The organism is Limnobacter sp. UBA7229 (assembly GCF_002473065.1).
Taxonomy (GTDB): Bacteria; Pseudomonadota; Gammaproteobacteria; order Burkholderiales; family Burkholderiaceae_B; genus Limnobacter; species Limnobacter profundi.
The window spans coordinates 58,754-82,409 of the sequence record NZ_DKTN01000022.1 but is presented as its reverse complement, the minus strand read 5'-3'; the positions used below and the strand labels follow the sequence as shown (position 1 = coordinate 82,409).

General features: G+C 53.1%; 18 protein-coding genes. 7 read left to right on the top strand and 11 right to left on the bottom strand.

The annotated features are described in order from the left end of the window. The first annotated feature begins 104 nt into the window (after positions 1 to 104). The 3 genes from B4C79_RS12150 to mnmH all read left to right on the top strand — a co-directional run bounded on the left by B4C79_RS12150 (position 105) and on the right by mnmH (position 3,902). Positions 105 to 2,066, top strand: coding sequence for a DUF294 nucleotidyltransferase-like domain-containing protein (locus B4C79_RS12150; protein WP_105028986.1), 1,962 nt, complete (start codon positions 105 to 107; stop codon positions 2,064 to 2,066). Next, entirely contained in the window at positions 2,063 to 2,797 is a 735-nt protein-coding gene (locus B4C79_RS12145) for a 3'-5' exonuclease (protein ID WP_171098896.1), read from the top strand. The genes B4C79_RS12150 and B4C79_RS12145 overlap by 4 nt, the downstream gene beginning before the upstream one ends. Positions 2,798 to 2,867: 70 nt before the next feature. After that, positions 2,868 to 3,902: a tRNA 2-selenouridine(34) synthase MnmH gene (gene mnmH, locus B4C79_RS12140; RefSeq protein WP_291740798.1), complete on the top strand. Its 1,035-nt coding sequence runs from the start codon at positions 2,868 to 2,870 to the stop codon at positions 3,900 to 3,902. 22 nt (positions 3,903 to 3,924) lie between these two features. On the opposite strand, the gene B4C79_RS12135 is transcribed toward mnmH, so the two are convergent. The 4 genes from B4C79_RS12135 to B4C79_RS12120 are packed head-to-tail and all read right to left on the bottom strand — an operon-like array spanning position 3,925 to position 8,114. Beyond that, complete coding sequence (locus B4C79_RS12135) at positions 3,925 to 4,341, bottom strand: acyl-CoA thioesterase (RefSeq protein ID WP_291740795.1); 417 nt, start codon at positions 4,339 to 4,341, stop codon at positions 3,925 to 3,927. 19 nt (positions 4,342 to 4,360) lie between these two features. Continuing rightward, positions 4,361 to 5,533 carry an iron-containing alcohol dehydrogenase gene (locus tag B4C79_RS12130; protein WP_291752047.1) on the bottom strand — a complete coding sequence of 391 codons (1,173 nt, stop codon included), beginning with the start codon at positions 5,531 to 5,533 and terminating at the stop codon, positions 4,361 to 4,363. Between the two features lie 36 nt (positions 5,534 to 5,569). Next, the gene (locus B4C79_RS12125) at positions 5,570 to 6,064 is read right to left on the bottom strand and encodes a DUF4442 domain-containing protein (RefSeq protein ID WP_291739532.1); all 495 of its coding nucleotides are present in this window, start codon (positions 6,062 to 6,064) and stop codon (positions 5,570 to 5,572) included. 13 nt (positions 6,065 to 6,077) lie between these two features. Then, entirely contained in the window at positions 6,078 to 8,114 is a 2,037-nt protein-coding gene (locus B4C79_RS12120) for an NADPH-dependent 2,4-dienoyl-CoA reductase (RefSeq protein WP_291739531.1), read from the bottom strand. 230 nt (positions 8,115 to 8,344) lie between these two features. On the opposite strand from B4C79_RS12120, the gene B4C79_RS12115 reads away from it, so the two are divergent. The 4 genes from B4C79_RS12115 to B4C79_RS12100 all read left to right on the top strand — a co-directional run bounded on the left by B4C79_RS12115 (position 8,345) and on the right by B4C79_RS12100 (position 13,905). Beyond that, entirely contained in the window at positions 8,345 to 10,846 is a 2,502-nt protein-coding gene (locus tag B4C79_RS12115; RefSeq protein ID WP_291739530.1) for an ABC transporter permease, read from the top strand. Between the two features lie 90 nt (positions 10,847 to 10,936). Next, the gene (locus tag B4C79_RS12110; protein ID WP_291752046.1) at positions 10,937 to 11,428 is read left to right on the top strand and encodes a group II truncated hemoglobin; all 492 of its coding nucleotides are present in this window, start codon (positions 10,937 to 10,939) and stop codon (positions 11,426 to 11,428) included. Between the two features lie 4 nt (positions 11,429 to 11,432). Beyond that, positions 11,433 to 12,851: a DNA recombination protein RmuC gene (gene rmuC / locus B4C79_RS12105; protein ID WP_291740451.1), complete on the top strand. Its 1,419-nt coding sequence runs from the start codon at positions 11,433 to 11,435 to the stop codon at positions 12,849 to 12,851. Then, positions 12,832 to 13,905 (top strand): asparaginase domain-containing protein, encoded by a 1,074-nt coding sequence (locus B4C79_RS12100; protein WP_291740453.1) that lies wholly within the window; start codon positions 12,832 to 12,834, stop codon positions 13,903 to 13,905. The genes rmuC and B4C79_RS12100 overlap by 20 nt, the downstream gene beginning before the upstream one ends. An 8-nt stretch (positions 13,906 to 13,913) precedes the next feature. Here B4C79_RS12100 and B4C79_RS12095 read toward each other — a convergent pair whose 3' ends face one another. The 7 genes from B4C79_RS12095 to B4C79_RS12065 all read right to left on the bottom strand — a co-directional run bounded on the left by B4C79_RS12095 (position 13,914) and on the right by B4C79_RS12065 (position 23,644). Continuing rightward, positions 13,914 to 15,947, bottom strand: coding sequence for a TolC family protein (locus tag B4C79_RS12095; protein WP_291740456.1), 2,034 nt, complete (start codon positions 15,945 to 15,947; stop codon positions 13,914 to 13,916). Between the two features lie 23 nt (positions 15,948 to 15,970). Next, entirely contained in the window at positions 15,971 to 17,200 is a 1,230-nt protein-coding gene (locus tag B4C79_RS12090; RefSeq protein ID WP_291740458.1) for an Ig-like domain-containing protein, read from the bottom strand. 139 nt (positions 17,201 to 17,339) lie between these two features. Further along, positions 17,340 to 18,698, bottom strand: coding sequence for an HlyD family type I secretion periplasmic adaptor subunit (locus B4C79_RS12085; RefSeq protein WP_171098919.1), 1,359 nt, complete (start codon positions 18,696 to 18,698; stop codon positions 17,340 to 17,342). Positions 18,699 to 18,701: 3 nt separating this feature from the next. Next, positions 18,702 to 20,825 (bottom strand): ATP-binding cassette domain-containing protein, encoded by a 2,124-nt coding sequence (locus B4C79_RS12080; RefSeq protein WP_291743336.1) that lies wholly within the window; start codon positions 20,823 to 20,825, stop codon positions 18,702 to 18,704. Positions 20,826 to 20,924: 99 nt separating this feature from the next. Continuing rightward, complete coding sequence (gene glp, locus B4C79_RS12075) at positions 20,925 to 22,169, bottom strand: gephyrin-like molybdotransferase Glp (protein ID WP_291743334.1); 1,245 nt, start codon at positions 22,167 to 22,169, stop codon at positions 20,925 to 20,927. A 15-nt stretch (positions 22,170 to 22,184) separates the two neighbouring features. Continuing rightward, entirely contained in the window at positions 22,185 to 22,778 is a 594-nt protein-coding gene (gene mobA, locus B4C79_RS12070) for a molybdenum cofactor guanylyltransferase MobA (RefSeq protein ID WP_291743332.1), read from the bottom strand. Further along, on the bottom strand, positions 22,775 to 23,644 hold the full coding sequence (locus B4C79_RS12065; protein WP_171101418.1) for a formate dehydrogenase accessory sulfurtransferase FdhD: 870 nt from the start codon (positions 23,642 to 23,644) through the stop codon (positions 22,775 to 22,777). Before B4C79_RS12065 ends, mobA begins: the two co-directional genes overlap by 4 nt. Positions 23,645 to 23,656 lie beyond the last annotated feature (12 nt).

Sequence of the window (23,656 nt, the reverse complement as noted above, 5' to 3'; positions counted from 1 at the left end):
TTTCAAGTGACGTGGCTTGGAAGAAACAAGCTTTTTGTAAGGTGCAAAGGCTACAATAGGGAAAACCATTATAAAAACCATTTAGCCCAGCAAATGGAGAGACTGTGAATCGACCGAATGCCGCTTCTGTGGCCGATTCGGGGGTTGCTGCCCCTGATTCAGCCCAAACCAGTACCAGCCCCAGCGGGCAAATGCTGGACTACATCAAACAAAGGTTGGTCAAGCACGCGCCGTTCAGTGAAATTCCGCTTCGCGACCTGGACTGCCTGCTTGAAGGCTGCGCTGAAACTTATTTCGCACCCAACGAAGTGATTGTGCGGCCCGAGGACGGCCCACCCCAGTTTCTTTATTATGTTGAAAAGGGCTCTGCCGTGGGCCGCAAAGGCTTGGCCGACCTGTCTTCCACCGGGTTTCAATACGAAGCCGGGGAAATGTTTCCAGTCAACGCATTTCTTGCCAAACGCGCAGTTACAGCTACTTACAGCGCCCGGGAAGACACCTTCTGCCTGATGTTTACCTTCGACAGCGTGCAAGCCCTGGCGCGTAAAAGCCCAGTGTTCTCCGACTATTTAACCCGGCGCACCATGCAGTTTCTGGATTTGTCCAGAAAAGCGATTCAGGTGGCTTACTCCTCTCAAACCCTGGCCGAGCAAACGCTTGAAAAGCCCTTGCGCGATGTATGCCGTCACGAACCTTTTTCTTGCGCACCCACCACGCCCCTGAAGCAGGTGCTGGAAGTGATGCATGAGCACCGGATTGGTTCCATGATCGTGGTGAATGAGGCTATGGTGGTGGAGGGTATTTTGACTCGCCAGGATGTGTTGTCGCGCGTGGCCATGGCCCAAAAGCCCTTGAGCTCGCTGATTTCGGAGGTCATGAACACCCCGGTTCATACCCTGGATGAAAGTTGCACCGCGCAAGATGCAGCCCTGCTCATGTCCAGATTTGGCATTCGCCACGTGCCGGTAACCCGCAACGGGAAATTAAGCGGCATTGTTTCCGAGCGCGATATTTTCGCCATGCAGCGTTTGTCGCTGAAACAGATCAGCAGCAACATTCGCTCAGCGCAAGACGCCGATATGTTGCGAACCTGCGCCAATGACATTCGCAGTTTTGCCAAAAACCTGCTGGGCCAGGGCATTGCTGCCAAGCAACTTACTGAATTGATCAGCCACTTGAACGATGTGCTCACCGAACGCATTCTTGAGGTTGTGGGTAACCGGATGGGCATTGATGCCAACAGTTACTGTTGGTTAAGTTTCGGCTCGGAAGGCCGTTCGGAGCAAACCATTGCCACAGACCAGGACAACGGCTTGCTGTTTATTAGCGATCAGCCTGAAGTGGACCGACCACGTTGGCTGGCTTTTGGCAAAGAGGTGAATCAAACGCTGGACCAGTGCGGCTACCCTTTGTGCAAAGGCAACATCATGGCCAGCAACCCCGAATGTTGCATGACTGCGGGCGAGTGGTTGAACAAGTTTGCGCGATGGATCGATGTAGCCACGCCCGAGAACCTGCTGCGTGTGAACATATTCTTTGATCTTCGCGCGCTGGCAGGCAACAAAGAGCTGGCGCAGCCACTTCGGGACTACATTGTGACCCGCGCCAAGGAGTCTACGATCTTCTTGCGCTTGCTGGCTGAAAACATCATGCGTTTTCGCCCACCCCTGAACTGGCATGGCAGCATAGACACCACCGAAATTGAAGACATTCGCACGCTTGATTTGAAAAAGCAGGGTACAGCGGTCTTTGTCGATGCCGCGCGCTTTTTCTCGCTGGTTTTTGGCATTGATGAAGTCAATACCCGCCGTCGGTTCGAGGCCGTGGCCAAGCGTTTAAGCGTAGAGGAACAGCGCCGCGACGCGTGGGTGAGCGCCTTTGAGTTCTTGCAAATGATGCGCCTTCGCATACAGCTTGATGAAGGCGTGGCCGTACCCAACTTGCCCGATCAGCCCAATGTGGTGAACTACGACGTGCTCGACAACATTGACCGCCGCATATTGAAGGAATGTTTCAGGGTAGGGCGGCGCTTGCAGCAGCGAATCGAGATGGAGCACATGCGTTGAGTACCACTTTGCAAGGCCAGTTGCTGCCCACGCAAGGCTGGGCCAGCTACATCAGGAACCGCCTGGTTCAAACGCTTGATTTTTCCAGCCCAAACCCTGACCGTTGGGTGGTGCTAGATGTTGAATCATCAGGCCTGAACCCGAAAAGAGATCGCCTTATTTCGATTGCGGCCACTGCCATCGAGTTTGATGCGCAAAGACGCCCGCGAATTTCGCTCACGGACACGTTTGAAGTGGTTATCAAACAGCCCCCCGAAATCGTCGACATGATCGAGTTTGAAGCCATCGACAAAAACAATATTTTGATTCACGGCATTGGCATTGGCGCGCAGCAAAAAGGGGTGAAGGCGGAAGTGGCTTTGTCTGAATTCCTGCGTTATGTGGGCAACTCGCCGTTGATTGCTTTTCACAGTTGGTTTGATGAAATCCTGATCAACAAAGCCATGCGCAAGGTGCTGGGTCGTACAACACATCGGCATTGGCTCGATCTTGAGCATTTGGCTGCGGTGCTGCACAAGGAAAATCACCAGCTTCCGCTGGATGTGTGGATGCAGCGTTACGGCATTGAATGTGAACAGCGCCACCAGGCCGCAGCCGATGTATTGGCCACCGCCCAATTGCTCATGAAACTTTGGCCCATGCTGCAAAAGCGAAAGGCCACAGACTGGAAAGAACTGAAAACCATTGCCAACGGGCTTAAAACCCTGCCAGGGCGAAACTTGCCGACCTAGTTTTAAAACCGAAGCCCTGTTTTGCGTTATTCTGCCGGGCTGAACATTTGTTTTGAAGTTGGCCTTTTTCATGCATGATTTTTCCTCTTATGACCTGATAATTGACGCACGCTCGCCCCGCGAGTTCGAGGAAGATCACATTCCTGGTGCGGTCAACATGCCTGTGGTCAACAACGATGAATATGCAGAAGTAGGCACCCTTCATCGCACCGACAAAATGGGCGCCTACAGCATTGGTGTGCGCTATTCGCTGGCCAATATTGCACGTCACCTCAGCGAGGATTTGCCGAAATATCCCAAAGACGGCAAGGTGCTGGTGTACTGTTTTCGGGGTGGAAAGCGCAGCAAGCTGTGGGTTGATGCGCTTGAAACCATTGGTTACAACGTTCAAAAACTGCCTGGCGGCTGGAAAGCTTACAGACGTTGGGTGAATGAGCAGCTGGAAACTGCGCCCACCAAATTTGAGTATCACGTTTTAAGCAGCCCCACGGGTTGCGGCAAAACCCGCCTGTTGTATGCCTTGCGTGAAGCAGGTTGCCAGGTTGTTGATCTGGAGGCCATCGCCCGTCACAGAGGATCAATCATTGGGGCGGTGCCTGGTACTCCACAACCCTCGCAAAAGTATTTCGACACCTTACTGTTGGAAGAACTCGCGAAATGCGATCCCACACGCCCAGTGTGGGTTGAAGCCGAAAGCAAAAAGATTGGAAATGTTCAGATACCCACAGCCATGCTTGATTCCATGCGCAGGGGCAAAACCATTCGCGTGCATGCCGACATGCAGCAACGGGTTGAGCTTTGGCGACAGGATTACAAACACTTTGAAGAAGATCCAGAAGGCTTGCTGGAACGGTTGCGTTTTATCCGCAGCCTGGTGGGCGGCAAGGAATTTGAAGAATGGGAGCAATTGGCTGCCGAGCGCAAAATGCCCGAGCTGTTTGAGCGGCTGATGCGCAATCATTACGACCCAGCCTACCGCCGCTCAATTTTGCGCGAGTACCCCAATATTGATGCATCACCTTTGATTGAACTGCATGATTTGTCTCCAGCAGGCTTGCTGGAAGTGGCTAAGAATATTCGCGCGCAATACGACAGAAAGGCTTGAGCCGACCACTCACACCCAATCGTCAGACCACCAACAAAGCCAGTTTGCTGCGAATGCCATCGGGTATTGGGGTGGGGGTGTTGCTGGCCTTGTTCACAAACACGTGAATGAAGTAGCCTTCCGCGCACAATTCGCCTTTGGCGTTGAACAAACCCAATTCATAGCGCACTGAACTGTTGCCCAGTTTACCCACCCGCAGGCCGGCCGTAACCGGCTCAGGGTAGGCCAGGGGTTTCAGGTATTTGCACTGGCTTTCCACCACAAAACCCACCACCTCCCCGTTGTGAATGTCCAGCCCGCCTTCTTCAATCAGGTAACGGTTCACCACACTGTCGAAGTAGCTGTAATACACCACATTGTTCACGTGTCCGTAAATGTCGTTGTCGTGCCAACGGGTTTGAACTAGTTGATGCAGTGGGTATTGGGCCAGAGTGGTCATGGTCGACGTTTGAATATTCTTAGTAGGCTGCTTGATAAATGGCCAAGGCCTGGGCCTCGTTCACATCGCGCGGGTTATTGCTCAACAGGCGGGTTTGCAGCATGGCTGCACTGGCCATCACCGGCAAATCGTTCTCGCCAATACCCACTTCGCGCAAGCCAACCGGCAAACCTGTGGAAGGCGACAATGTGGCTGTGTAGTCAATAAAGGCCTGGGCCAGCTGCTCCGTATTGTCTCCATGGTGGCCCAGCTTCAACACTTGTGCCAGCTCGGCATACTGCTGTTCCGCAGCGGGCAAATTAAAGCGCAACACATGCGGCAGCACCAGCGAATTGCTCAAGCCGTGTGGCACGTGAAATATACCGCCGATTGGATAAGCCAGCGCATGCACCGCACCCACAGGCGCGTTGGCAAACGCCTGGCCAGCCATGCAAGAACCCAACATCATCGCCTGGCGTGCCTCGCGGTTGCCCGGTTCTTGGCACACGGTGTGCAGGTTGGCAGCCAACAGGCGCAGCGCTTCACAGGCCAAAAAATCAGCATAGGGGTTTTTCAGGCGTTTACTGGTGTAAGCCTCTATCGCATGCACCATGGCATCAATGCCGGTGGCCGCCGTTACATGTTGGGGCAGGCTGATTGTCCAGTCGGCATCCAGAATGGCCAGGTCGCCATACAACACAGGCGACACCACTCCCATTTTGGTGTCCACACCCGTGGTCACAATTGAAATTGGGGTCACTTCGCTGCCGGTGCCGGCAGTGGTGGGCACCAACACCAAAGGCAGCCTGTCGCTGGTCACATTACCCACACCGTACATGGTTTTCAGTTCTTGTTTGCCGCGCGCCAACACCGCAATCAGTTTGGCTACATCAAGCGTGGAACCGCCACCAATGGCCACCACCACATCGGCCTTGAATTCCTTGGCCAATGAAGTGACCCGGTGCACCAAAGCCTCGGGCGGGTCGGGTTCTACATCGTTGCAACTGTGAATTGCGTGGCCTGCTGTGGCCAGGTTTTCACAAATGGTTTTAAAGGCCTCGGTGCCCGCAATGAAGGGGTCAACCAGCATGAACACCCTTTCGGTTTTCAGCCCTTGCTGGGTCAGCAAGGGGGCCAACATGTCAGCCATTCGCAGCGAACTGCCCGATTCGCACACAATGCGGTTCACTGTTCTGAATTCAAATGGGGCCATGCGGGTGTCTCCTTGCCGTGTAGTTATAGCAGTAGTTTAGCCCTTGCGCTTTGGGGTCCAAGCCCAAATGGCGCGAACGAAGATAGGTTCTTTGCTTTCACCATCGATAATCGTTACCGCCACATCCACTTCACCACGTTCCTCGGTCTGCATCATGGTGATTTGTTCTTGTGTCAGCATGGCTTCAGCACGCATGTCGCCAGCGGCGCGTTTGCGGTAATCCACTTCCATGCGCTTGATCACCGGTATTGCGTTGGCTGGCACATTCAAACCCACCAATGCGCCGGTGGCCGATTCTGCAATCATGATCATGGCCACTGCATGCACGGTGCCAATGTGGTTTTGCACGTAGGGGCGATTTTTAATCACCACGATTGAATGGTTGGGTTCAATCCATTCAAACTTCAAGCCACTGGTTTTAAAATACTTCACCGCACGGCCAAACAGCAGGGTAAAGGCACGGGTTTTCAAAGGCGTGGGCAGTTTGTCCACTTGCGCATACACCTTTTGCAACATCGATTTCTCACTCATTTTTCTTCTGCCTTTACAGGGTTACAGCCAGGCGAGTGGCTTGGTTAATTGCACGTTTGGCGTCCAGTTCGGCGGCCACCGATGAACCACCCACCAAATGCACGGGTACGCCCAGTGCCTCGATTGGTTCAACCAGTTCACGCAACGGGTCTTGGCCCGCACAAATAATAATGTTGTCCACTTCCAGAATTTGCGGGCCATGCGCGCTCATCACATGCAAACCGCGGTCGTCGATTTTCAAGTACTCCACACCTTGCATGAAGTGAACACGGCGGCTTTTCAAGCTGGCCTTGTGCACCCAGCCTGATGTTTTACCCAAGCGTTTGCCCAAGGGTTCGTCCTTGCGCTGGCACAGCCAAACCTCACGTGCGGGCTTGGGTGGCTCGGCTTGCACGCCATCTATGCCGCCTGCATTCTTGGGGTCAAAGGTAATGCCCCATTCCTTTTTCCAGCTTTCCAGGTCGAGTGTGGGGGAAGGGTGGGCAAAGTCGTGCGTCAAGTATTCCGACACATCAAAGCCAATACCGCCGGCACCAATCACGGCCACTTTCTGGCCCACTTCTTTTTTGTGCAGAAGCACGTCGATATAGCTCATCACCTTGGGGTGGTCAATGCCTTCAATTCCCGGCGTACGCGGCTTGATGCCCGTTGCCAGTATCACTTCATCGAAACGCTCTTTGGAAATCAGGGCAGCATCAACCACGGTGTTCAGGCGAACATCCACTTTCTTCAATTCCAGCTGGCGTTTGAAGTAGCTGATGGTTTCATGGAATTCTTCTTTGCCCGGAATCTGTTTGGCCATGTTGAACTGCCCACCAATTTCAGGGGCTTTGTCAAACAGGGTCACGTTGTGCCCACGGCGTGCCAGTTCTGTGGCCGAAGCCAGGCCCGCTGGGCCTGCACCCACCACCGCAATTTTCTTCTTCCGCTCCAGCGGTTTGTCCACAATTTCGGTTTCGTGGCAAGCGCGTGGATTCACCAGGCATGAAGCCCGCTTCAGGCTGAAGGTGTGATCAAGGCAGGCTTGGTTACAGGCAATGCACACGTTGATTTCGTCGGCGCGGCCTTCTTTGGCTTTGATCGCGAAGTCGGGGTCAGCCAACAAAGGGCGGGCCATGGAAACCATGTCGCATGAACCCTCGGCCAACAATTGCTCGGCCACCTCAGGTTTATTGATCCTGTTGGACGCAATCACCGGAATCTTGAGCTCTTTGCGCAGGCGGGCAGTCAGTTCAGCGAAAGCCGCGCGGGGCACGGAAGTGACAATCGTGGGCACACGGGCTTCGTGCCAGCCAATGCCGGTGTTGATCATGGTGGCCCCAGCTTTTTCAATTTCGCGGGCTATGTAGCTCACTTCATCCCAGGTGTTGCCGCCTTCAACCAAGTCCAGCAGTGAATGGCGGTAAATGATGATGAACTTTTCGCCCACGGTTTCGCGAATGCGGCGAACAATTTCAACCGACAAACGGGCACGGTTTTCTACTGAACCACCCCAACGGTCTGTTCGGTGATTGGTTCGCTTGCAAATGAATTGGTTCAGGAAGTAGCCTTCTGAGCCCATGACTTCCACGCCGTCATAGCCCGCTTCTTGGGCAATTTTGGCCGAGCGTGCAAAGGCTGCAATGGTTCGGCGAATACCGAAGTCGCCAATTTCACGTGGCTTGAACGGATTGATCGATGACTTCACATTGGAGGCCGACACGCTAAGCGGGTGGTAGGCATAACGGCCTGCATGCAGCAATTGCATCACAATTTTGCCGTCGTGCTTGTGCACGGCTTCGGTTACCTTTTTGTGGTGCTTGATTGCACCGCTGCTGCTCAGCTTCGATGCAAACGGGTACAGCCAGCCTTCCAGATTGGGTGAAAAACCACCGGTCACAATCAAAGCGGTACCACCCTTGGCGCGTGCCTCAAAGTAGGCCGCAAACTTGTCAAATTCCTTGTATTTGTCTTCCAGGCCGGTGTGCATCGAACCCATCATGATGCGGTTGCGCAGGGTGGTGAAGCCGAGATCAAGCGGAGAATTCAAATGGGGAAATGCGTCAGACACGTTACCGTCTCCTTAAAAATCGGTAGTTTTTTGTAATGTATTTACTTATGTTACTGAAAAGTAATTTTTATTGTTGGAGTGAGCGTTCAAATCTGCACTCAAAATAGCACGATCGGTCAATTTTTTGCGTGTTTTATTCGTGAAGAAATTACTGCGCCGCAATAAACAGGGGAACCTGTACCCCCACGCTTTGTCCTAAACTGGTGTTTTACCCAGCAAGTGCTTCCCTCATGCAGTCTTTTCAGTACTGGGCACGGCAGTCACGCCGTGCATCGTTCCGCATTTTGTTCGTGGCTTTGGTGTTGGCCGTGGCGGCCATTTCATCTGTGGGCGTGTTCTCAGCCCGAATCGAGGCAGCCTTGGTGCGCGATGCCAGTCAAATGTTGGGCGGTGATTTGGTTATCGAGTCCAAGCGGAACACCGCCAATGCACCATGGCTTTCCATTCTTGATAAACCGGAATACGCAACACTCAAGCAGGCTGAAAGCGTTGTATTTCCAAGCGTTGTGCCCTCGGAGCGGGTCGACTTGCTGGTTTCGTTGAAGGCTGTGAACAACATGTATCCCCTTCGCGGGCAACTCACGGTTCGAAACGCACAGGGTCAAGATGAAAAAGTGTCCAGTGGCCCGCCTCAGGGCGAATTGTGGGTAGACCAAGGCGTGCTGGGTTCGCTGGATGTTCAGTTGGGTGATTCAATTCAAGTGGGCGAAATTACTCGCCCTGTGACCCGGGTTATTTTGGTAGAACCCGACCGTGGCGGTGGCTTTGTGAACTTCGCCCCCCGGGTCATGATGAATACCGCTGACCTCGAAGAATCCAAGTTGTTGGGCTTGGGATCACGGGCCACCTGGCGTATTTACTTCACTGGCGCTCAGCCGGTGATCAATCAGCTGATTTCCGAATTGACTCCAGTGCTGTCGCCTGTTGAGGAGATCGAAACCCTGGAGAACGGTCGACCTGAGGTCAGCGGTACGCTTGAGCGCGCCAATGATTTCCTGGCCATGGCTGCTTTGATCGGCACCATGGTGGCCTGTGTGGGCATTGCGCTGGTGGCGCACTTGTTTGCCAAAGAACAGGCCAGCGAATTGGCAGTATTGAAAAGCCTGGGCTACACCCCCAAACGTTTGCTGCGCATGTGGGCTATTGGCATGGGCATGTTAACGCTGGGCGCTGGCGTGCTGGGTGTGGCCCTGGGGTGGGCGGCGCATTGGGGCTTGCTGGCCCTGTTGGCTGAGCTGGTGGGCGTCGATTTACCACTGGCCGGTTTGCATTACCTGCCCATGGGCATGCTGCTGTCAGCGTTGTTGTTGCTGGGTTTTGCGGCAGTGCCCACCTGGTACGCCTTGCGCGCGCCTGCAGTCGCCGTCATTCGGCACCAAACATTGAAAAGTAGCCGGGGGCAACTGGTGCTGTCAGTGCTGTTTGGTGTGTTGACTGCCATTGCGGTGTGCTTGCTCATTGTGAACAATGTCGTGTTGGCCCTGTTGTTGTTTGCTGGTTTTGTAGGCACCTCGCTGGTGTTTGCGCTGTTGTTCTGGGGGCTGCTCAAGGCTCTCGCCTATTTGGGCAAAGGCAAAAAAAGTGCAGGCACCAATATCGCGGTTTTTCAAAGCATGTCCAAACGTGCAAGCACCCTGGTGTTGCAGGGAGTAAGCCTTGCCCTGGGGCTGGCTGCACTGTTAATGCTGGCTGTGGTTCAGGGCGATTTGATCGACCGTTGGCAAGAAGCCGTACCGGAAGACGCCCCCAATCGCTTTGTGTTCAACATTCAACCCGATCAGGTTGAAGGTGTTCAACAAACATTGAACACCGCAAGCCAAAGTCCGGTCAATTTGTACCCCATGGTGCGCGGGCGCTTAAGCGCCATCAACGGCGAAACCATCACGGCGGATACCTTTACCGATGAACGTGCCCGCAACACTGTGGAGCGTGAATTGAATTTAAGTTTTGCCGACACCTTGCCCACGCACAATACCGTCGCTGTGGGAAGCTGGTTTGATGAAACTCCCACCAAAGCCGAAGTGTCCGTGGAAGACGGTGTGGCTGAGCGTTTGGGCATAGGCCTGGGCGACAAGCTCACCTTTGACATCGCAGGTACGCCCTTAACGGCTGAAATTACCAGCATCCGCGAATTGCGCTGGGACTCCATGGAGGTGAATTTCTTCATGGTGTTTCCAACCGAGGTGCTGCAAAGTTTTCCGCAGACCTGGATTACCTCGGTCAGTTTGCAAGAAGACAAGGCCATTCCCGTGTCGCGTGAGCTGGTGCGCGATTACCCCAATCTCACTGTGCTGGACACTGAACTGGTGATCACCCAACTTCGTAAAATTTTAGGGCAGGTGGGCCAGGCTGTTCAGTTTGTATTTTTGTTCACTGTGGCTGCGGGTGGTTTGGTGGTGGTGGCCTGCGTAATGACAGGTGCACGTGTGCGTACCCGTGAGGCTGCAATTTATCGGGCCATGGGGGCATCCACTGCTCAGCTGCAACGCGCCGCTTGGCTTGAACTTTCCGTGCTGGGTGCGCTGGCAGGTTTGGTGGCAGCCATTGCTGCCCAAGGCCTGGGTTGGGGCGTGGCGCATTTTGTGTTCGAGTTTGAGTACTTTTTGTCGCCCATGCACATTGTGGCTGGTGTGGTTGCGGGTGCAGTGGTGTCGGTGTTGTTTGGTGCCTGGTCGGTCAACAAGGTTTGCCGCGCCCCCGTGATGCAAACCTTAAGGCAAGCTGCTGCCTAGCAAGCCAGCGACTAATCGAATTACAGTCGAATTTACATGGCAGTGCACGGTTACAATGTGGGATATACCCATATTCATACCGGCACCTCCATGAGCAACAACGATTCAACCAGTAACACCAGTAGCGCCAACGCGCAACCCAAGCCGCCGATTGTCTACTTCGGCAGTACGCCAGAAGAGCAGCAAGCTGGCGTGCGCAAGCTGGTTGATCTGTTCTACGACGAAATGGATCAAAATCCGAGTTTCGAGCGCATTCGCAAACTGCACCCGGTTCACCTGGACCATTCACGCGAAAAGTTTTACCTGTTTTTGTCGGGCTGGCTGGGCGGCCCCGACCTGTATTCACCGCAGTTTGGTCACCCACGCTTGCGCATGCGCCACATGCCATTTCCAATTTCCAGTGAAGACCGCGACCAGTGGTTGCTGTGCATGGTGAACGCGCTGCGCGCCATGCAACTGCCCGAGAAAGTGATTGAAGGGCTAATGCTTTCATTCTTCCGCACCGCAGACTGGATGCGCAACAAACCCGATCCCGAAGGCAGCGCCAAGGGCTTGAAGACTGTTTCGATCAAGGGCGAATAAGTTGATGGACGGACAACTGATTTGGGCCGTGGTGGGCTTGCTGTTGCTAGTGTTGTTCGGCTTGGTGCTGGTGTACCGAAGAATGACGCTCGACAACTCGACTGAACTGGCTCAGTTTCAGCAGCAGGTTCTTGCCAATCTCGATGAGCTGCTCGACGCGCAGGCACAGCAGCGTTTTGTATCTGAAGAATTGGGCAAGCAACTTCGCCTGCTTAATCAAGACATTGAAGCGCGCCAAAGCAAGCAATCTGAATTGTTGACGCAAACGTTTGCACAGGCGCGCACGGAAAGCCAGCAGGCCGCGCATGGTTTGCAGCAGGTTATCGTCGGGCAGTTCACGCAGGGCAATCAAATTCAGTCTGAAAAGCTGAACCAGTTTTCTGAAACACTGCACCGCACCAACACCCTGATTCAAGACCAGCTCACGCAAATTCGCTTGTCGGTTGAGCAGAAATTGAAAGACATTCAAGACGACAACGCCAGCAAGCTGGAATTGATGCGAAAAACAGTGGACGAGAAACTGCACGCCACACTTGAAACCCGCTTGGGCGAGTCCTTCAAGCAAGTGAGCGAACGCCTTGAGCAGGTGTACAAAGGCTTGGGCGAAATGCAAACACTGGCCACCGGTGTCGGTGATTTGAAGCGCGTGCTTACCAATGTAAAAAGCCGTGGTACTTGGGGCGAAGTGCAGCTGCAAGCCCTGCTGGAGCAAATGCTGACCCCCTCGCAATTTGGTCGCAACATCAAGCCAGTGCCTGGCAGCCACAACATTGTTGAATTTGCAGTGCGCTTGCCCGGTAAAGAAGACGATCAACCGGTGTGGTTGCCCATCGATTCAAAATTCCCTAAAGAACAATACGAGCGCCTTCAGGAGTGCTTTGACCGCGCGGACGCTGATGGCGTTGCAGTCGCTTCCAAAGCGCTCGAAATGGCCATACGCGCCGAAGCAAAAACCATTGCCGAGAAATACCTGGCCCCCCCATACACCACCGATTTCGGTATTTTGTTTTTGCCCACCGAGGGCCTGTATGCCGAGGTGGTGAAGCGCCCTGGTTTGGTCGATGACCTGCAACGCCTTCACAGGGTTACAGTTGCTGGCCCAATCACCTTAACCACATTATTAAACGCCTTGCAGTTGGGCTTTAAAACACTGGCGCTTGAAAAACGTTCAAGCGAGGTGTGGACTGTGCTCAGCGCTGTTAAAACCGAATTCGGCAAGTTTGGCGACATACTTGCCAAAACACGTGACACGCTTGAGCGCGCCGCCAAAAATATCGAGCAGGCTGAAACACGTTCACGTGTTATGCAGAAAAAACTGAAAGGTGTTGATGAATTGCCTGAAAAAGATGCGATCGAGTTGCTTGGATTAAATGACGGCAAGGTCGACCTGCTGGATGATGACGATGCGCCCGCAAACGCTTGATACCCTGCCGCGCGTGGCTTTGGTGGCCACGGGTGGCACCATCGCCGGTACGCTGATCGAGGGTTCCGAAACCTGGGCTTATGAATCGGCCCAGCGTAGCGGTGAAAGCCTTGTAATGGGAATACCCGGTTTGCTTCGCCATGCGCAGTGGCATTTTGAGCAGCCGTACAGCATTGGTAGTCAAAATCTTGAATTGGCTCATATGTTGCAACTGCGTGCTGCGTTGATCCGTTTGCTTCAGTTCCCTGGCATCGACGCAATTGTGGTGACGCACGGCACCGACACCATGGAAGACATGTTGTACTTCCTTTATCTAACTTTGCCTGCTGCGCTTTTGGTCAAACCCTTGGTTTTTACAGGGGCCATGCTGCCTTCGGATGCAGAGGATGCTGACGGACCCAGTAATCTGAGTGGTGCCCTCGATTTTGCTTTGCTCTCTTTGCCAGCGCACCTGTCCAATTGCGAAGTGCCATTTGGCCTGTTCATGCAAGGTTTGTTTACGCCAGCGCAACATGTTGAGAAACAAAGTACAGCTGGTTTTGATGCGTTTGATGGTCCGTATTCAGTGCTGCCGAATGCGAACTGGTTTAATAACTTTACCGCGTTGAACCCACCCACCGATGTGGGAATGCTGGGTCAATTTTCCAATTTGTTTGATGCAGGCACGCAAGCGCACCCATTGTTTGAGGCGATGGAGGTGCCCGTGGTGTTTTGCACACCGGGCAACGGGCCTTTGCGTCAATTGAATGATTTGCTGAATCGCAAACCTGCCTCGGTGGTGGTGGCTGCACCGGGGCATGGCAACATTCCAGAGGCCTGTGTGCCGGTGTTGCGTCGCTTGCTGTTAAATGGTGTCAGTGTGGTGCGTGCAAGCCGCGTGGCAGCAGGTGGTGTAGAGCAGGGTGGTGAGTTCAACGCGCTAAACGATTTTGAGGAAGGTGTGCTTCCTGCAGGAACGGCTGGGGTTTATTCGGAATCAGGCAGCTTGAGCCTGAGCAAGTGCGTGGTGTACGAGCGACTGCGGGTGTTGGCCCGCAGCCTGATTGGGCAGTAATTGCAAAATTAATCGACCTTGGCTTCAGCAAGATTCAGGTTTTTCCTGCCTTGGGTTTGTGCTGTGGTCACAGGCATGTTTTGTTCCCGGATAATTTGCCAAATGCCTTTGTTTTCTTTCCAGGTCAGTACCTTTTTCGAGCGTTCTTGATAAAACTTTGCACGGTAATCTTGAACAAAGCTGATTTCGTACTCATCGGGTTTGTCAAAACTTGGTATCACTTGCAAGTCAGAAATTTCGATGTCGATTCCCTGTGCTTTTGAAATTCGATCACGTCGGTTGCTGACCCATGCTTCGTAGCTGCCTTCTTCGGGCTTGAAGTTTGGCGCGTAAAAGGCGATGTAACTGTTCAAGTCTTTGCTTTCCCAAGCCTTGGCCCATGCCTTGGTTTTGTCGATCAGGCTTTTGGAGACTTCCGCAGGGTCGCCAAATGCAGCCACCTGTGGGTTGGCCACGCCACCATTGTCCAGCTGAGCCAACTGAATTGGAGGCAAGCTGTTTGTGGCATCCACTGACTTCAAGGCCTCATCGAATCCGATGTTGGGCAAATCGAAGTCTTCCAGATTAATCAAGCTGGCTGGACAACCTTCAGCTTCAGCACCACTTTGGGTTTGTTCTGTGTAGAACAGTACGTTGCGCTTGGTGGGCTCATCGGCATTGACCAGTGCATCCACCGCAAACAGTGTGGTGAGCTGGCCAGTGGCAGCCAGCAATTTCAGTTTTGAAATACTCAAATCAGCTTCAATATTGATCAGGGCACGCTGGGCCTGATAGTACTCATTTTCAGCACTCAGCAAATCGAGCAGGCTGCGTCGGCCCACCGCGAATTGTTGTTCATAGGCAGCTCGTGCTTTGGTAATTGCAGCTGCCTGTTCGCGAAAGTAATTCAGTTTTTTTTGCGAACTGACCACATCGAAAAGCGAGGTTTGGGTGGATTGTCGAATGGCTCTGCAAATGACCAGTTTGTCGTCCAGGCTGCGAAGTCGACGTTTGATCGCGGCATTTCGGGAGGCATTGTCGGCGCCACCGCGGTACAGGTTAATCGTGGCCAGCAAGTCGATTGATGAAATTTGACGTTCGTCGAATGTGGAAAGGTAGTTGCTGTACACATCGGTTTTTGCACGCAAATCAAGGCGGGGATGAAAACCCTCGCTGGCCGCAGTTACTTCCTGTTTGGCCGTGGCAATGGATGCGTTGGATGCCTTGAGCAGTGGGTGGTTGTTCAGGGCGAACACCAGACGTTCCCTGTTTTCAACTTCAAAGTTTGCGTTTACAACATACTCCCCGGCTTGGTTGACAGGCCAAACCGTGTCGGTAATTCTTTGGTAGTTGGCCATCGCAGAGAAAGTGTTGGCCTTCTCGGTGGCCAGGTTACCCAAGGCCAGGGTGTATCGGCTGCGTGCCTGTTCCAGATCAGATTGACGTGTCACGCCACTTTTGACCTTTTCTTCAATGCGGTTCATCAGGTCTTGGTGATATTTCAAGTTGTCCTCTGACAGGCGAGTCAGTGCCTGAAAGCGGGATACATCAACATGGGCGCTAGAGGCCTCAAAGGCAACCTGATTGGCTTTGTTCAGGTATCGGTAATAGCTTTGCATGGCTCCAGAGTAGGCCGCGAGGTAGCGAGCCTGGGAGGCAAAACCGTTGTACAGGTTTTGGCGTGCCTCAATGCCGTAGGAATTCGCGTTGTAGGTGCGTGTGTCTGCGTCTTCGATCCGGGTACGTTCGCGACCAGCAGAGCCCCGTGCATCGACAGTGGGTAGCAACGTGCCGAATACCACGTTGGCTTCTTCCATTTGCGCCTCGAGTGCATGCACATCGGCATCCAGTGTCGGACTGTTTTGCAGGCCTTTAATTACACTTTGTTGCAAAGGATTTGGCGCATTGTTTTCTGTTGCTTGCGTCGCTGATTGGGCTTGCACCTCGGTTACAGCCTGGCTTTCCTGTGCCCAGGCGGCAGGGGCACTCAGGGTGAGCAAGGCGAGAACCATGGCCGCAGGCAAGGTTTTCAGCGTGGGGTTGGGTGTGTGGCTTGTGTTCATGTTGGCTCGTTCGTTAAATTGCATCAGCAAACTGCGGCAGCTTCTTCAGCAGGTGCGCTGGCTGAAGAATCGAAACCACTGGAACTGAGCCCAGAAGCCCAGCCAGTTTTGCTTTGAATGTATTCGTTGGCTTGTTCCCGGGCTTGATCCAGATAGGTTTGTACCTTTTCCTGAACCGCTTCAACTACCGCATCGACTGTGTATTGTTCAGACGAGTATTCATGGTCGTTCATCTTGGGATTGCCCGCGTAGTCGTTGCTATCGGTGTATTCGGTACAGTCGGAGTAGCCGGTTGGGCAGTCGTTGTCGTTCACCGGCGTATCGTCAGGTTCAACGTTCATATACACATGGGCGGTGTCGGTCAGGCAGCTTTCATCGCCTAGGGTGTAGCTGATTACATCTTCTCCGCAAAAACCCTCGTTGGGTGTGTAGTGTAATTTGCCATCCCTGATTTCAACCGTGCCGTTTTCGGCGCTGCCCTCGGTGATTTTCAAATCACCGCAGCCGAGGTCATTTTTCAGAACGTCGACAATCACCGGGCAATCCACCTTCGTGCTGGCGCAGTCATTAACCGCGTCAACCTCTGGGCAATCAGGATCTGTTTTGCACTCAGGCTCGGGTGTACATTCAGGTTCTGGTTTGCATTCAGGCTCAGGCTTGCAGTCTGGTTCTGGCTCACAGTCCTCCTGTTCGTCCACTGGGGGGCAGGTGGGTGGCGTAGGGCATTCGCAGTCCTCTTCCTCATCCACAGGTGGGTCTACGGGTGGGGGCTCTTCATTTTCATCGACGGGCGTGGGTGGCGGCGTGTCTTTGCATTCCACGCTGGCCGGGCCTTCTTTTTCAACCACGCGAACTGTGTTGACACCATTTTCGCCAACTTCACCATCCATGCTGGGCAGCGGGTCCTGGTTAATCCGCTCCACAACATAGCCTTCGCTCAGTTTTGGAAGGTCTTCGGGAACATCGTTGTCTTGGGCACCCACGGTGATGTATTTGCGTATGACATCTTTCTCGGGTGGTGTGCCTGCGTCAAAGGGAACAATCTCACCGGTTTTTGGCTTGATCAGCCATTCCGTGGGTCCTTCAAGGGGACGAACCATTTCAGGTGCAGTAATTTGCCCGTCGGTAAAGGGTCCCAGTTGAACGACCACCTCGGTTTGCGGTTTGCGCTTTAAGGCTGGGCGCGGTTTCCTGGCCAGGCCAAGGGTACTTGGGTCGCATTCTTGGGCATTCACAACGGGCTTCTCGCTCATGGGGGTCCTCGGGTTCGATGTCATTGATAAGTGATCGAGTCGCGAGTTTGGTTCCAAATCAACTGCGTGCCAAACAGGTGATTGGGTCAGGATGAGTGAGAGTTAACTCTATGGAGTTATTGGGATGACTGGTGTTGATTTACTGTTCAGTAAATGCCTGAATTGAGCCGCGTATGACAGGTTTGGTGAGGTAGGACAATACAGTTCGATCTTCAGTTTCAATGCTGACATTGGCGACCATGCCAGGCATCAGACGAATTTTTTCATGCACTTTCAGGCGCGGCACTGTCACTTTCACACTGAAGTAAGGTCGGCCGAATTCGTCGAGCAAACTGTCCGCAGAAATACTTTCTACGGTGCCTTCAAGTGCACCGTAAATGGAATAGTCATAGGCTGTGACTCGAATGTTGGCGCTTTGTTCTGGTCGAATAAATGCGATGTCTTTTGGGTTGATTCGTGTCTCGAAAACCAGCTGTTCATCAATTGGCACAATTTCGATCACCTCTTTTCCCGCAGGCACAACGGCACCCCGGGTGTTGTACAAAATACGTTGTACAAGGCCGTCCACAGGGGTTTTTAAGGTGGCCTGGTTCACCCTGTCGTTCAGTTCGATCTGGTTTTGCTCAAGGCTGGCCAGGCGTGCCTTGACTTCCGAGAGCTCGGTGCGTGCTTCGTTGATTTGCTTTAATCGAATTTCTTCAATTTTCTGGCGGGCCTCGCGAATGGCAGAGTACAGTCGGTTGGTTTGTGCATTGGCACCTTCATAGTCGCCTTTGGCTTTGGCTACATCGCGTTCAAGTCGCAGTACTTCAACCGGGGATACAGCGCCGCTTTTTAGCAGTGGCCGCATGCTGCTCAATTCTTGTTCCGAGATTTCCAGATTCCGTTTGGCTGCGGTGGCGTTGCTTTGTGCTTCGTCGAGTTCGCGTTGCCGTTGGTCAAGCTGCTGTTCATAAATTTGCGTTTGTGCGGCCCATTCTTGCAGTTTGGTTTGTAGCAACTTGGATTCTTGCAGGTACAAATCGGGGTACTGCTGAATTAATGGGGCAGGCAGGTTTAGCGTTGTGTTGTTAAGTTGTGCCATTAACCGGGCTTCTCGAAATTGAAACGAGGCGTCGATCGCTTCCTTTTCCTTGAGGCTTGATGAAAAACGCGTGATGTCAATTTGAACCAATTTGTCACCAGCCTTCACCAGCTGACCTTCGCGGACAAACACCTGGTTGATCACGCCGCCGTCTACGGCTTGAATGACCTGCAATCGCTGCGAGGGAACCACACGTGCCTCGCCATGTGCAGCCTGGGGCACTGTTGCAATTGCAGACCACGCCAGCAGGGCCAGCAAGGTGAGGGCGCAGCCATGTACCAGGCGTTTGGTGAGCACTTGTTGTTCATGCCACAGCCTTGACTGGTCCAGCCCGGCAGTTGCCGGCATGTGATGTTCTTCATTCCGCCCGGCAAGCCAGTCGACAATTCGCTGTGCGTGATGTTGAATTTTCATGGTTCAACCTGCATTTTTTTGTTTGTGTTGTGTGGCAAGTGCATTGGCTGCGTGTAGTACTTCAGGCTTGTTGCCCTGCGCGTGAATTTGCCCCTTGTGCATCAGTGCAAGGCTGCTTGCACAAGCCAATAGCCCAAGCTTGTGTGTGGTGAATACCAAAATGCTGTGTTCTGGCAGCTGCTGCAAATGTTGCATCAGCTGGCTCTCCATGTGTTGATCAAGACACACGGTGGGTTCGTCCAGAAGCACCAATTGGGGTTGGCCCGCCAGCGCTCTGCACAGCGATACAGCCTGCTTTTGCCCTGAAGACAAGTTGTTGCCCTGGCTGTCAATGGCCATGTGAATGCCGTCCGGGTGTTGATCTACCCATTCTTTGAGCCCAAGTTGCTGCAGAATTTTCCAGCAGTTCTCGGTACTGATGTGCGGGCGCATGAAGCGAATGTTGTCGAGCAAACTGCCCTTGATCAGCACTGGGGGTTGGCTTGCATAACCCACTTTGGATTGAAATTCACTGCTGTGAAAATGTGCAATCGAAAGCTTGTTGACCGCCAGTTGGCCGTGATCGCATTTCAGTTGTTGGGCCAGCAGTTTGAGCAGGGAGGTTTTTCCAGAGCCAGTTGTACCGATGATTCCAAGCCGGTTTCCCGCGTGCAGTTGCAGGTTCACGGCGCGCAGTATGAAGTCAAAAGGTTGAGCAGTTTCGCTGTTACGGCCAGGTTTCAAAACGCTTGCAAATTCAAGGGCCATGGTGCCGATGCGTTCAAGAGCAGCGCGTTGCTCAGTGGTTTGGGTTTGTTGCCCCAAAAACCGGTCCAGTTCTTCGAAGCTGGCCTGGGCCGAATGGGTTTGTACCAGGTGGGCCTGTAATTTCTGGATAGGTGCAAAGCAGCGCATGGTGAGCATGGAGACTGCGATCAAGCCACCCACGGTGAGTTGTTTTTCAACAATGAAATAAACACCCAGCGCGATGGTCAGTACCCAACTGCCTTGTTGCAACAGGTGTATTCGTTGATTGATTAAAAACATTTGATCGCGAACTGCATTGCCGCTTAGCCGCGATTTAAGCTGAAGTTTGTTCAACAATTTGCTGTGTGCTTGCTGAACGCCGTGTGCCTGAATGTTGTCCAGACAGGCCAGCGAGTCTAGCCATTGGCTTTGGGTTTCGCGGCTTTGCCGCATTTGTGTTTGCCCGAGCCGGGAAATTGTTCGGTGAGATGTGGCGATGAACAGCAAGGTGAGTCCAATTACTCCGCCCGAGATCAACAGGAAAAGGGGGTGAATCAGGGCAATTACCGCCAGAAAAAGCAGCAGAAACGGCAGGTCAATCAGCGCAAGCAGAAACACGCCTGTAACCAATTCACGCAGTTGCTCGAACGAACGAAGGTGCTGCAAAAGCAGGGTTGGTTCGGTTTTGTGGATGGGCACATTCAAGAGTGATTTTGACAGGTGCATGGTGCAGCGGGTGTCGATGGAGGTTGCCGCAATTTCCATCAAGCGATGGCGCGCATGCTTTAAAGCATGCTCAAAACCCAGGCAAAGAAATACACCGAACAGCAATGCAATCATTGATGCATAGGCCTGGTTAGGAATGATGCGGTCATACACCTGTAGCGAGAACAGCGGGCCTGCCAGGGCCAGCAAGTTGATCAACAGAGAGGCATAGATCACCGGCTTGAAGCTTCCATTCTCAAAATCGAGTGCTTCTCGCAACCATTGGCTATCACGAAGCTGTTGCCAAAACTCAAACAGGCTTGCCGGCGCTGGTTCGCTTCGGGTGTCTTCAGTGGTTTTGGGAGCTTCAATTTGCAGGGCCCATTTCAAGGACGCTGGTGGGGAATTCGATGCAATCAGTTCTTCAAGCAAGCCACACTGGCCGTTGTGCAACATGGCCAGCGTGTGTGGACCAAGGTGTTTTATTTCACTGGTGGACACATTTTGAAACAGCTGCCGAGAAATATTGCAGGCTGATAGATAAGCCAACAATTGATTCAGTTCGGGGTCGTTTCCTGTCTCAGCCAAATTGGCTTGCAATGCCCATTGGCTGGGTAAAAACTCCAGCCCCATGTTTTCCAGCACGCTGCACAAGGCGTGTTGCAATGGTTTGATTGGGCGGGGGTCTTGGAGCATGTCAGGGGCCGAAATTCAAGTGCGCCCATGGTAGCGCTTGAATTTGGCCCTGAAAATCACTCACTTGGTTCACTCCCCCGGGTGGGGAGCGGGGGTATCCTAAATCAAACCTTCAAAGGGCAAGGCCAATACAGTATCGCCTGCTTTCAAGTCACCTTGTTCGTGATCAAGTACCAGCAAACCATCTGACTCTGACATACTGCGCAAAATTCCTGATCCTTGTGAACCCGTTAGGTGGGCAACCAGAACACCATCTTCCATGACCAGACGAGCGCGCTGATACTCAGTCCGTCCTGGGCGCTTGCGAACGTTTTGGACCAGCTTCGCGTTCAGCATGGGAACTGGCAAGGGGTTGGCATTGGCAAGTTTGAACAATGCGTCGCGCACGAATGCATAAAAGGTCACCATGACTGCGACTGGGTTGCCCGGCAAGCCGAACAAATAGGCGGAGTTGCCATTGGCTTTGTTGTGAACCTGGCCAAAAGCCATTGGGCGACCTGGACGCATGGCGATTTTCCAGAAATTCACGCTGCCCAGTTTTCCCATGACATGCTTGGTGTAGTCCGCTTCACCCACAGAAACACCGCCCGAAGTCACGATTACATCGGCTTGTTCCATGGCCTGCAACATGGCTTGTTCAAGGGCTTCCGGGGAGTCGTGTACCACACCCATATCCAGCAATTCAATGAATCGCAGTCGGGTCAGCATGCCATACAGTGTGTAGCGGTTGCTGTCATACACGCAGCCTTCATCCAGTGGCTGGCCAAGGGATCGCAATTCGTCGCCAGTGGAGAAAAAAGCAACCCGCAATTTTCTACGCACTGAAATTTCGGCAATGCCCAGCGAGGCCAGCAAACCCAGGTCGGCAGGCCGAAGCACTTTGCCTGCGGGCAGGGCGGGTTTGCCAATCGTTAGGTCTTCACCGGCAAGCCTGCGGTTGTCGCCCGCTTTGACTGCACCTGGTGGAAAGCTGATGTGGTCACCACTGACAGTGGCATTTTCCTGCACCAGCACGGTGTCGCAGTTCTGGGGCATCACTGCACCAGTCATAATGCGCACGCATTCACCATGGGCACAACTGCCGTTGAATGCCTTGCCCGCGTAGGCGGTACCAATCATTTTCAGTTGGGTGATGTCGGCGTTTTGTATGCAGTTGCTGTTGAAGGCGTAGCCATCCATCGCAGAATTGTCATGCGCGGGCACATTGATGGGGGACAATAAATCGGCAGCCAACACCTGGTCCAGTGCGTCGCGAATGGCCACGGTTCGGGTGCCTGTAATCGGCTTGAGAAGCGACAGTATTTTGATTCGCGCTTCTTCAACAGTTTGAAAATCAGTTTCCATACTTTGCCTTGCTACTCAGGATTTTTGTTCAAGTTCTTTGAGTTCTTCGAGGGTGTTGACGTTGTGAAAGGCTGACTCATCGTCAAATTCAACCGCTTCATGTGGAATGTTGGCGTACCAGGCATCAATTTTTCGACCACCCTTGCGCAAAAATTCCTCCATGTTGGGCAACAGTTCAGTGCGCATCATGCAAAACACAGGGTGGTGGCGGCCTTTTGTTGAAGCCACTGTCAGCATCAATCCCACGTTTTTTTCAAATGGTGCACTCAGTTTCTCAACCAGATTCAAAGGGAACATGGGCACATCGCAAGGCACAGTCACCAGATAAGGCAGGTTGGTGTGAGCAAGCGCCGCTTGCATGCCAGCCAAAGGGCCTGCGTAGTCGGGTTGAATGTCGCACACCACTTCAACGCCGAAGCCCTCGTACACACCGATATTTCGGTTGGCATTGATACATATGTCGCCCACTTGCCCATTGAGTCGCATCATTGCGTGCAATGCCAGTGGTGCATTCTTGAAATTGCGCAGCCCTTTGTCAACGCCGCCCATGCGGCGGCCCATACCACCAGCGAGAATTACGCCAGTGATGTCATCCAGTGAAATGCTCATGCGATTTGTGTGTCAATTAAAGTGTTGAATCGGTGTGTACCGGTGTAGAGCAAATAGTGCTTGCCCTGGCAGCGGCCCAGCATGGTGATGTTCAGTTTCTGGGCAATTTCATAGCCCATTTGTGTGAGGCCCGAGCGAGAAACCAGCACCGGTATACCCATTTGGGCACACTTGATCACCATCTCGGAAGTCAGCCTGCCAGTGGTGTAAAAAATTTTGTCTTCACCCGTCATGCCGTGTAACCACATTTGACCAGCAATGGCGTCCACAGCATTGTGTCGGCCCACGTCCTCGACGAACAGCAAAATTTCACCACGGTTTTCACCGCTGTTGGAACACAGCGCGCAACCATGCACCGCGCCGGCCTGTTTGTAAATTGACTCGTGTTTGCGAACATGGTCCATCACGCCGTACAACACATCTTGCGAAAGATTGTAAGCATTGCTCAGTTGCACTTTGTCCAGGTCTTCCATCAGGTCGCCAAATACGGTTCCTTGTCCGCAACCCGAGGTGGTGGTTTTTTTCTCAAGCTTTTGCGCTTTTTCAGTGGTTTCCCAAATGGTTTGGCCTGTGTTTTTTAGCACTGTTGAAGTGACTGCAACACTCTCTGTTTCCCAGTCCACGTGAATTGCTGCGATTTCCGAGGGGTCGGACACCAGTCTTTGATTGCGCAGCCAGCCCAGCGCCAAGGCCTCAGGCTGAGCACCCAGGGTCATGATGGTTAACAGTTCTTTCTTGTCGAAATACAGGGTGAGCGGATGTTCACCCGAAATTTGAACCGGGACCTGTTCACCGCGCTCGTTCGTGGCCGTAATTTCAACGGTGCTGGGTATGCTTGCGTGGGTGGTTTGTATGTGCGCTGCCATAACTTGTTTCAA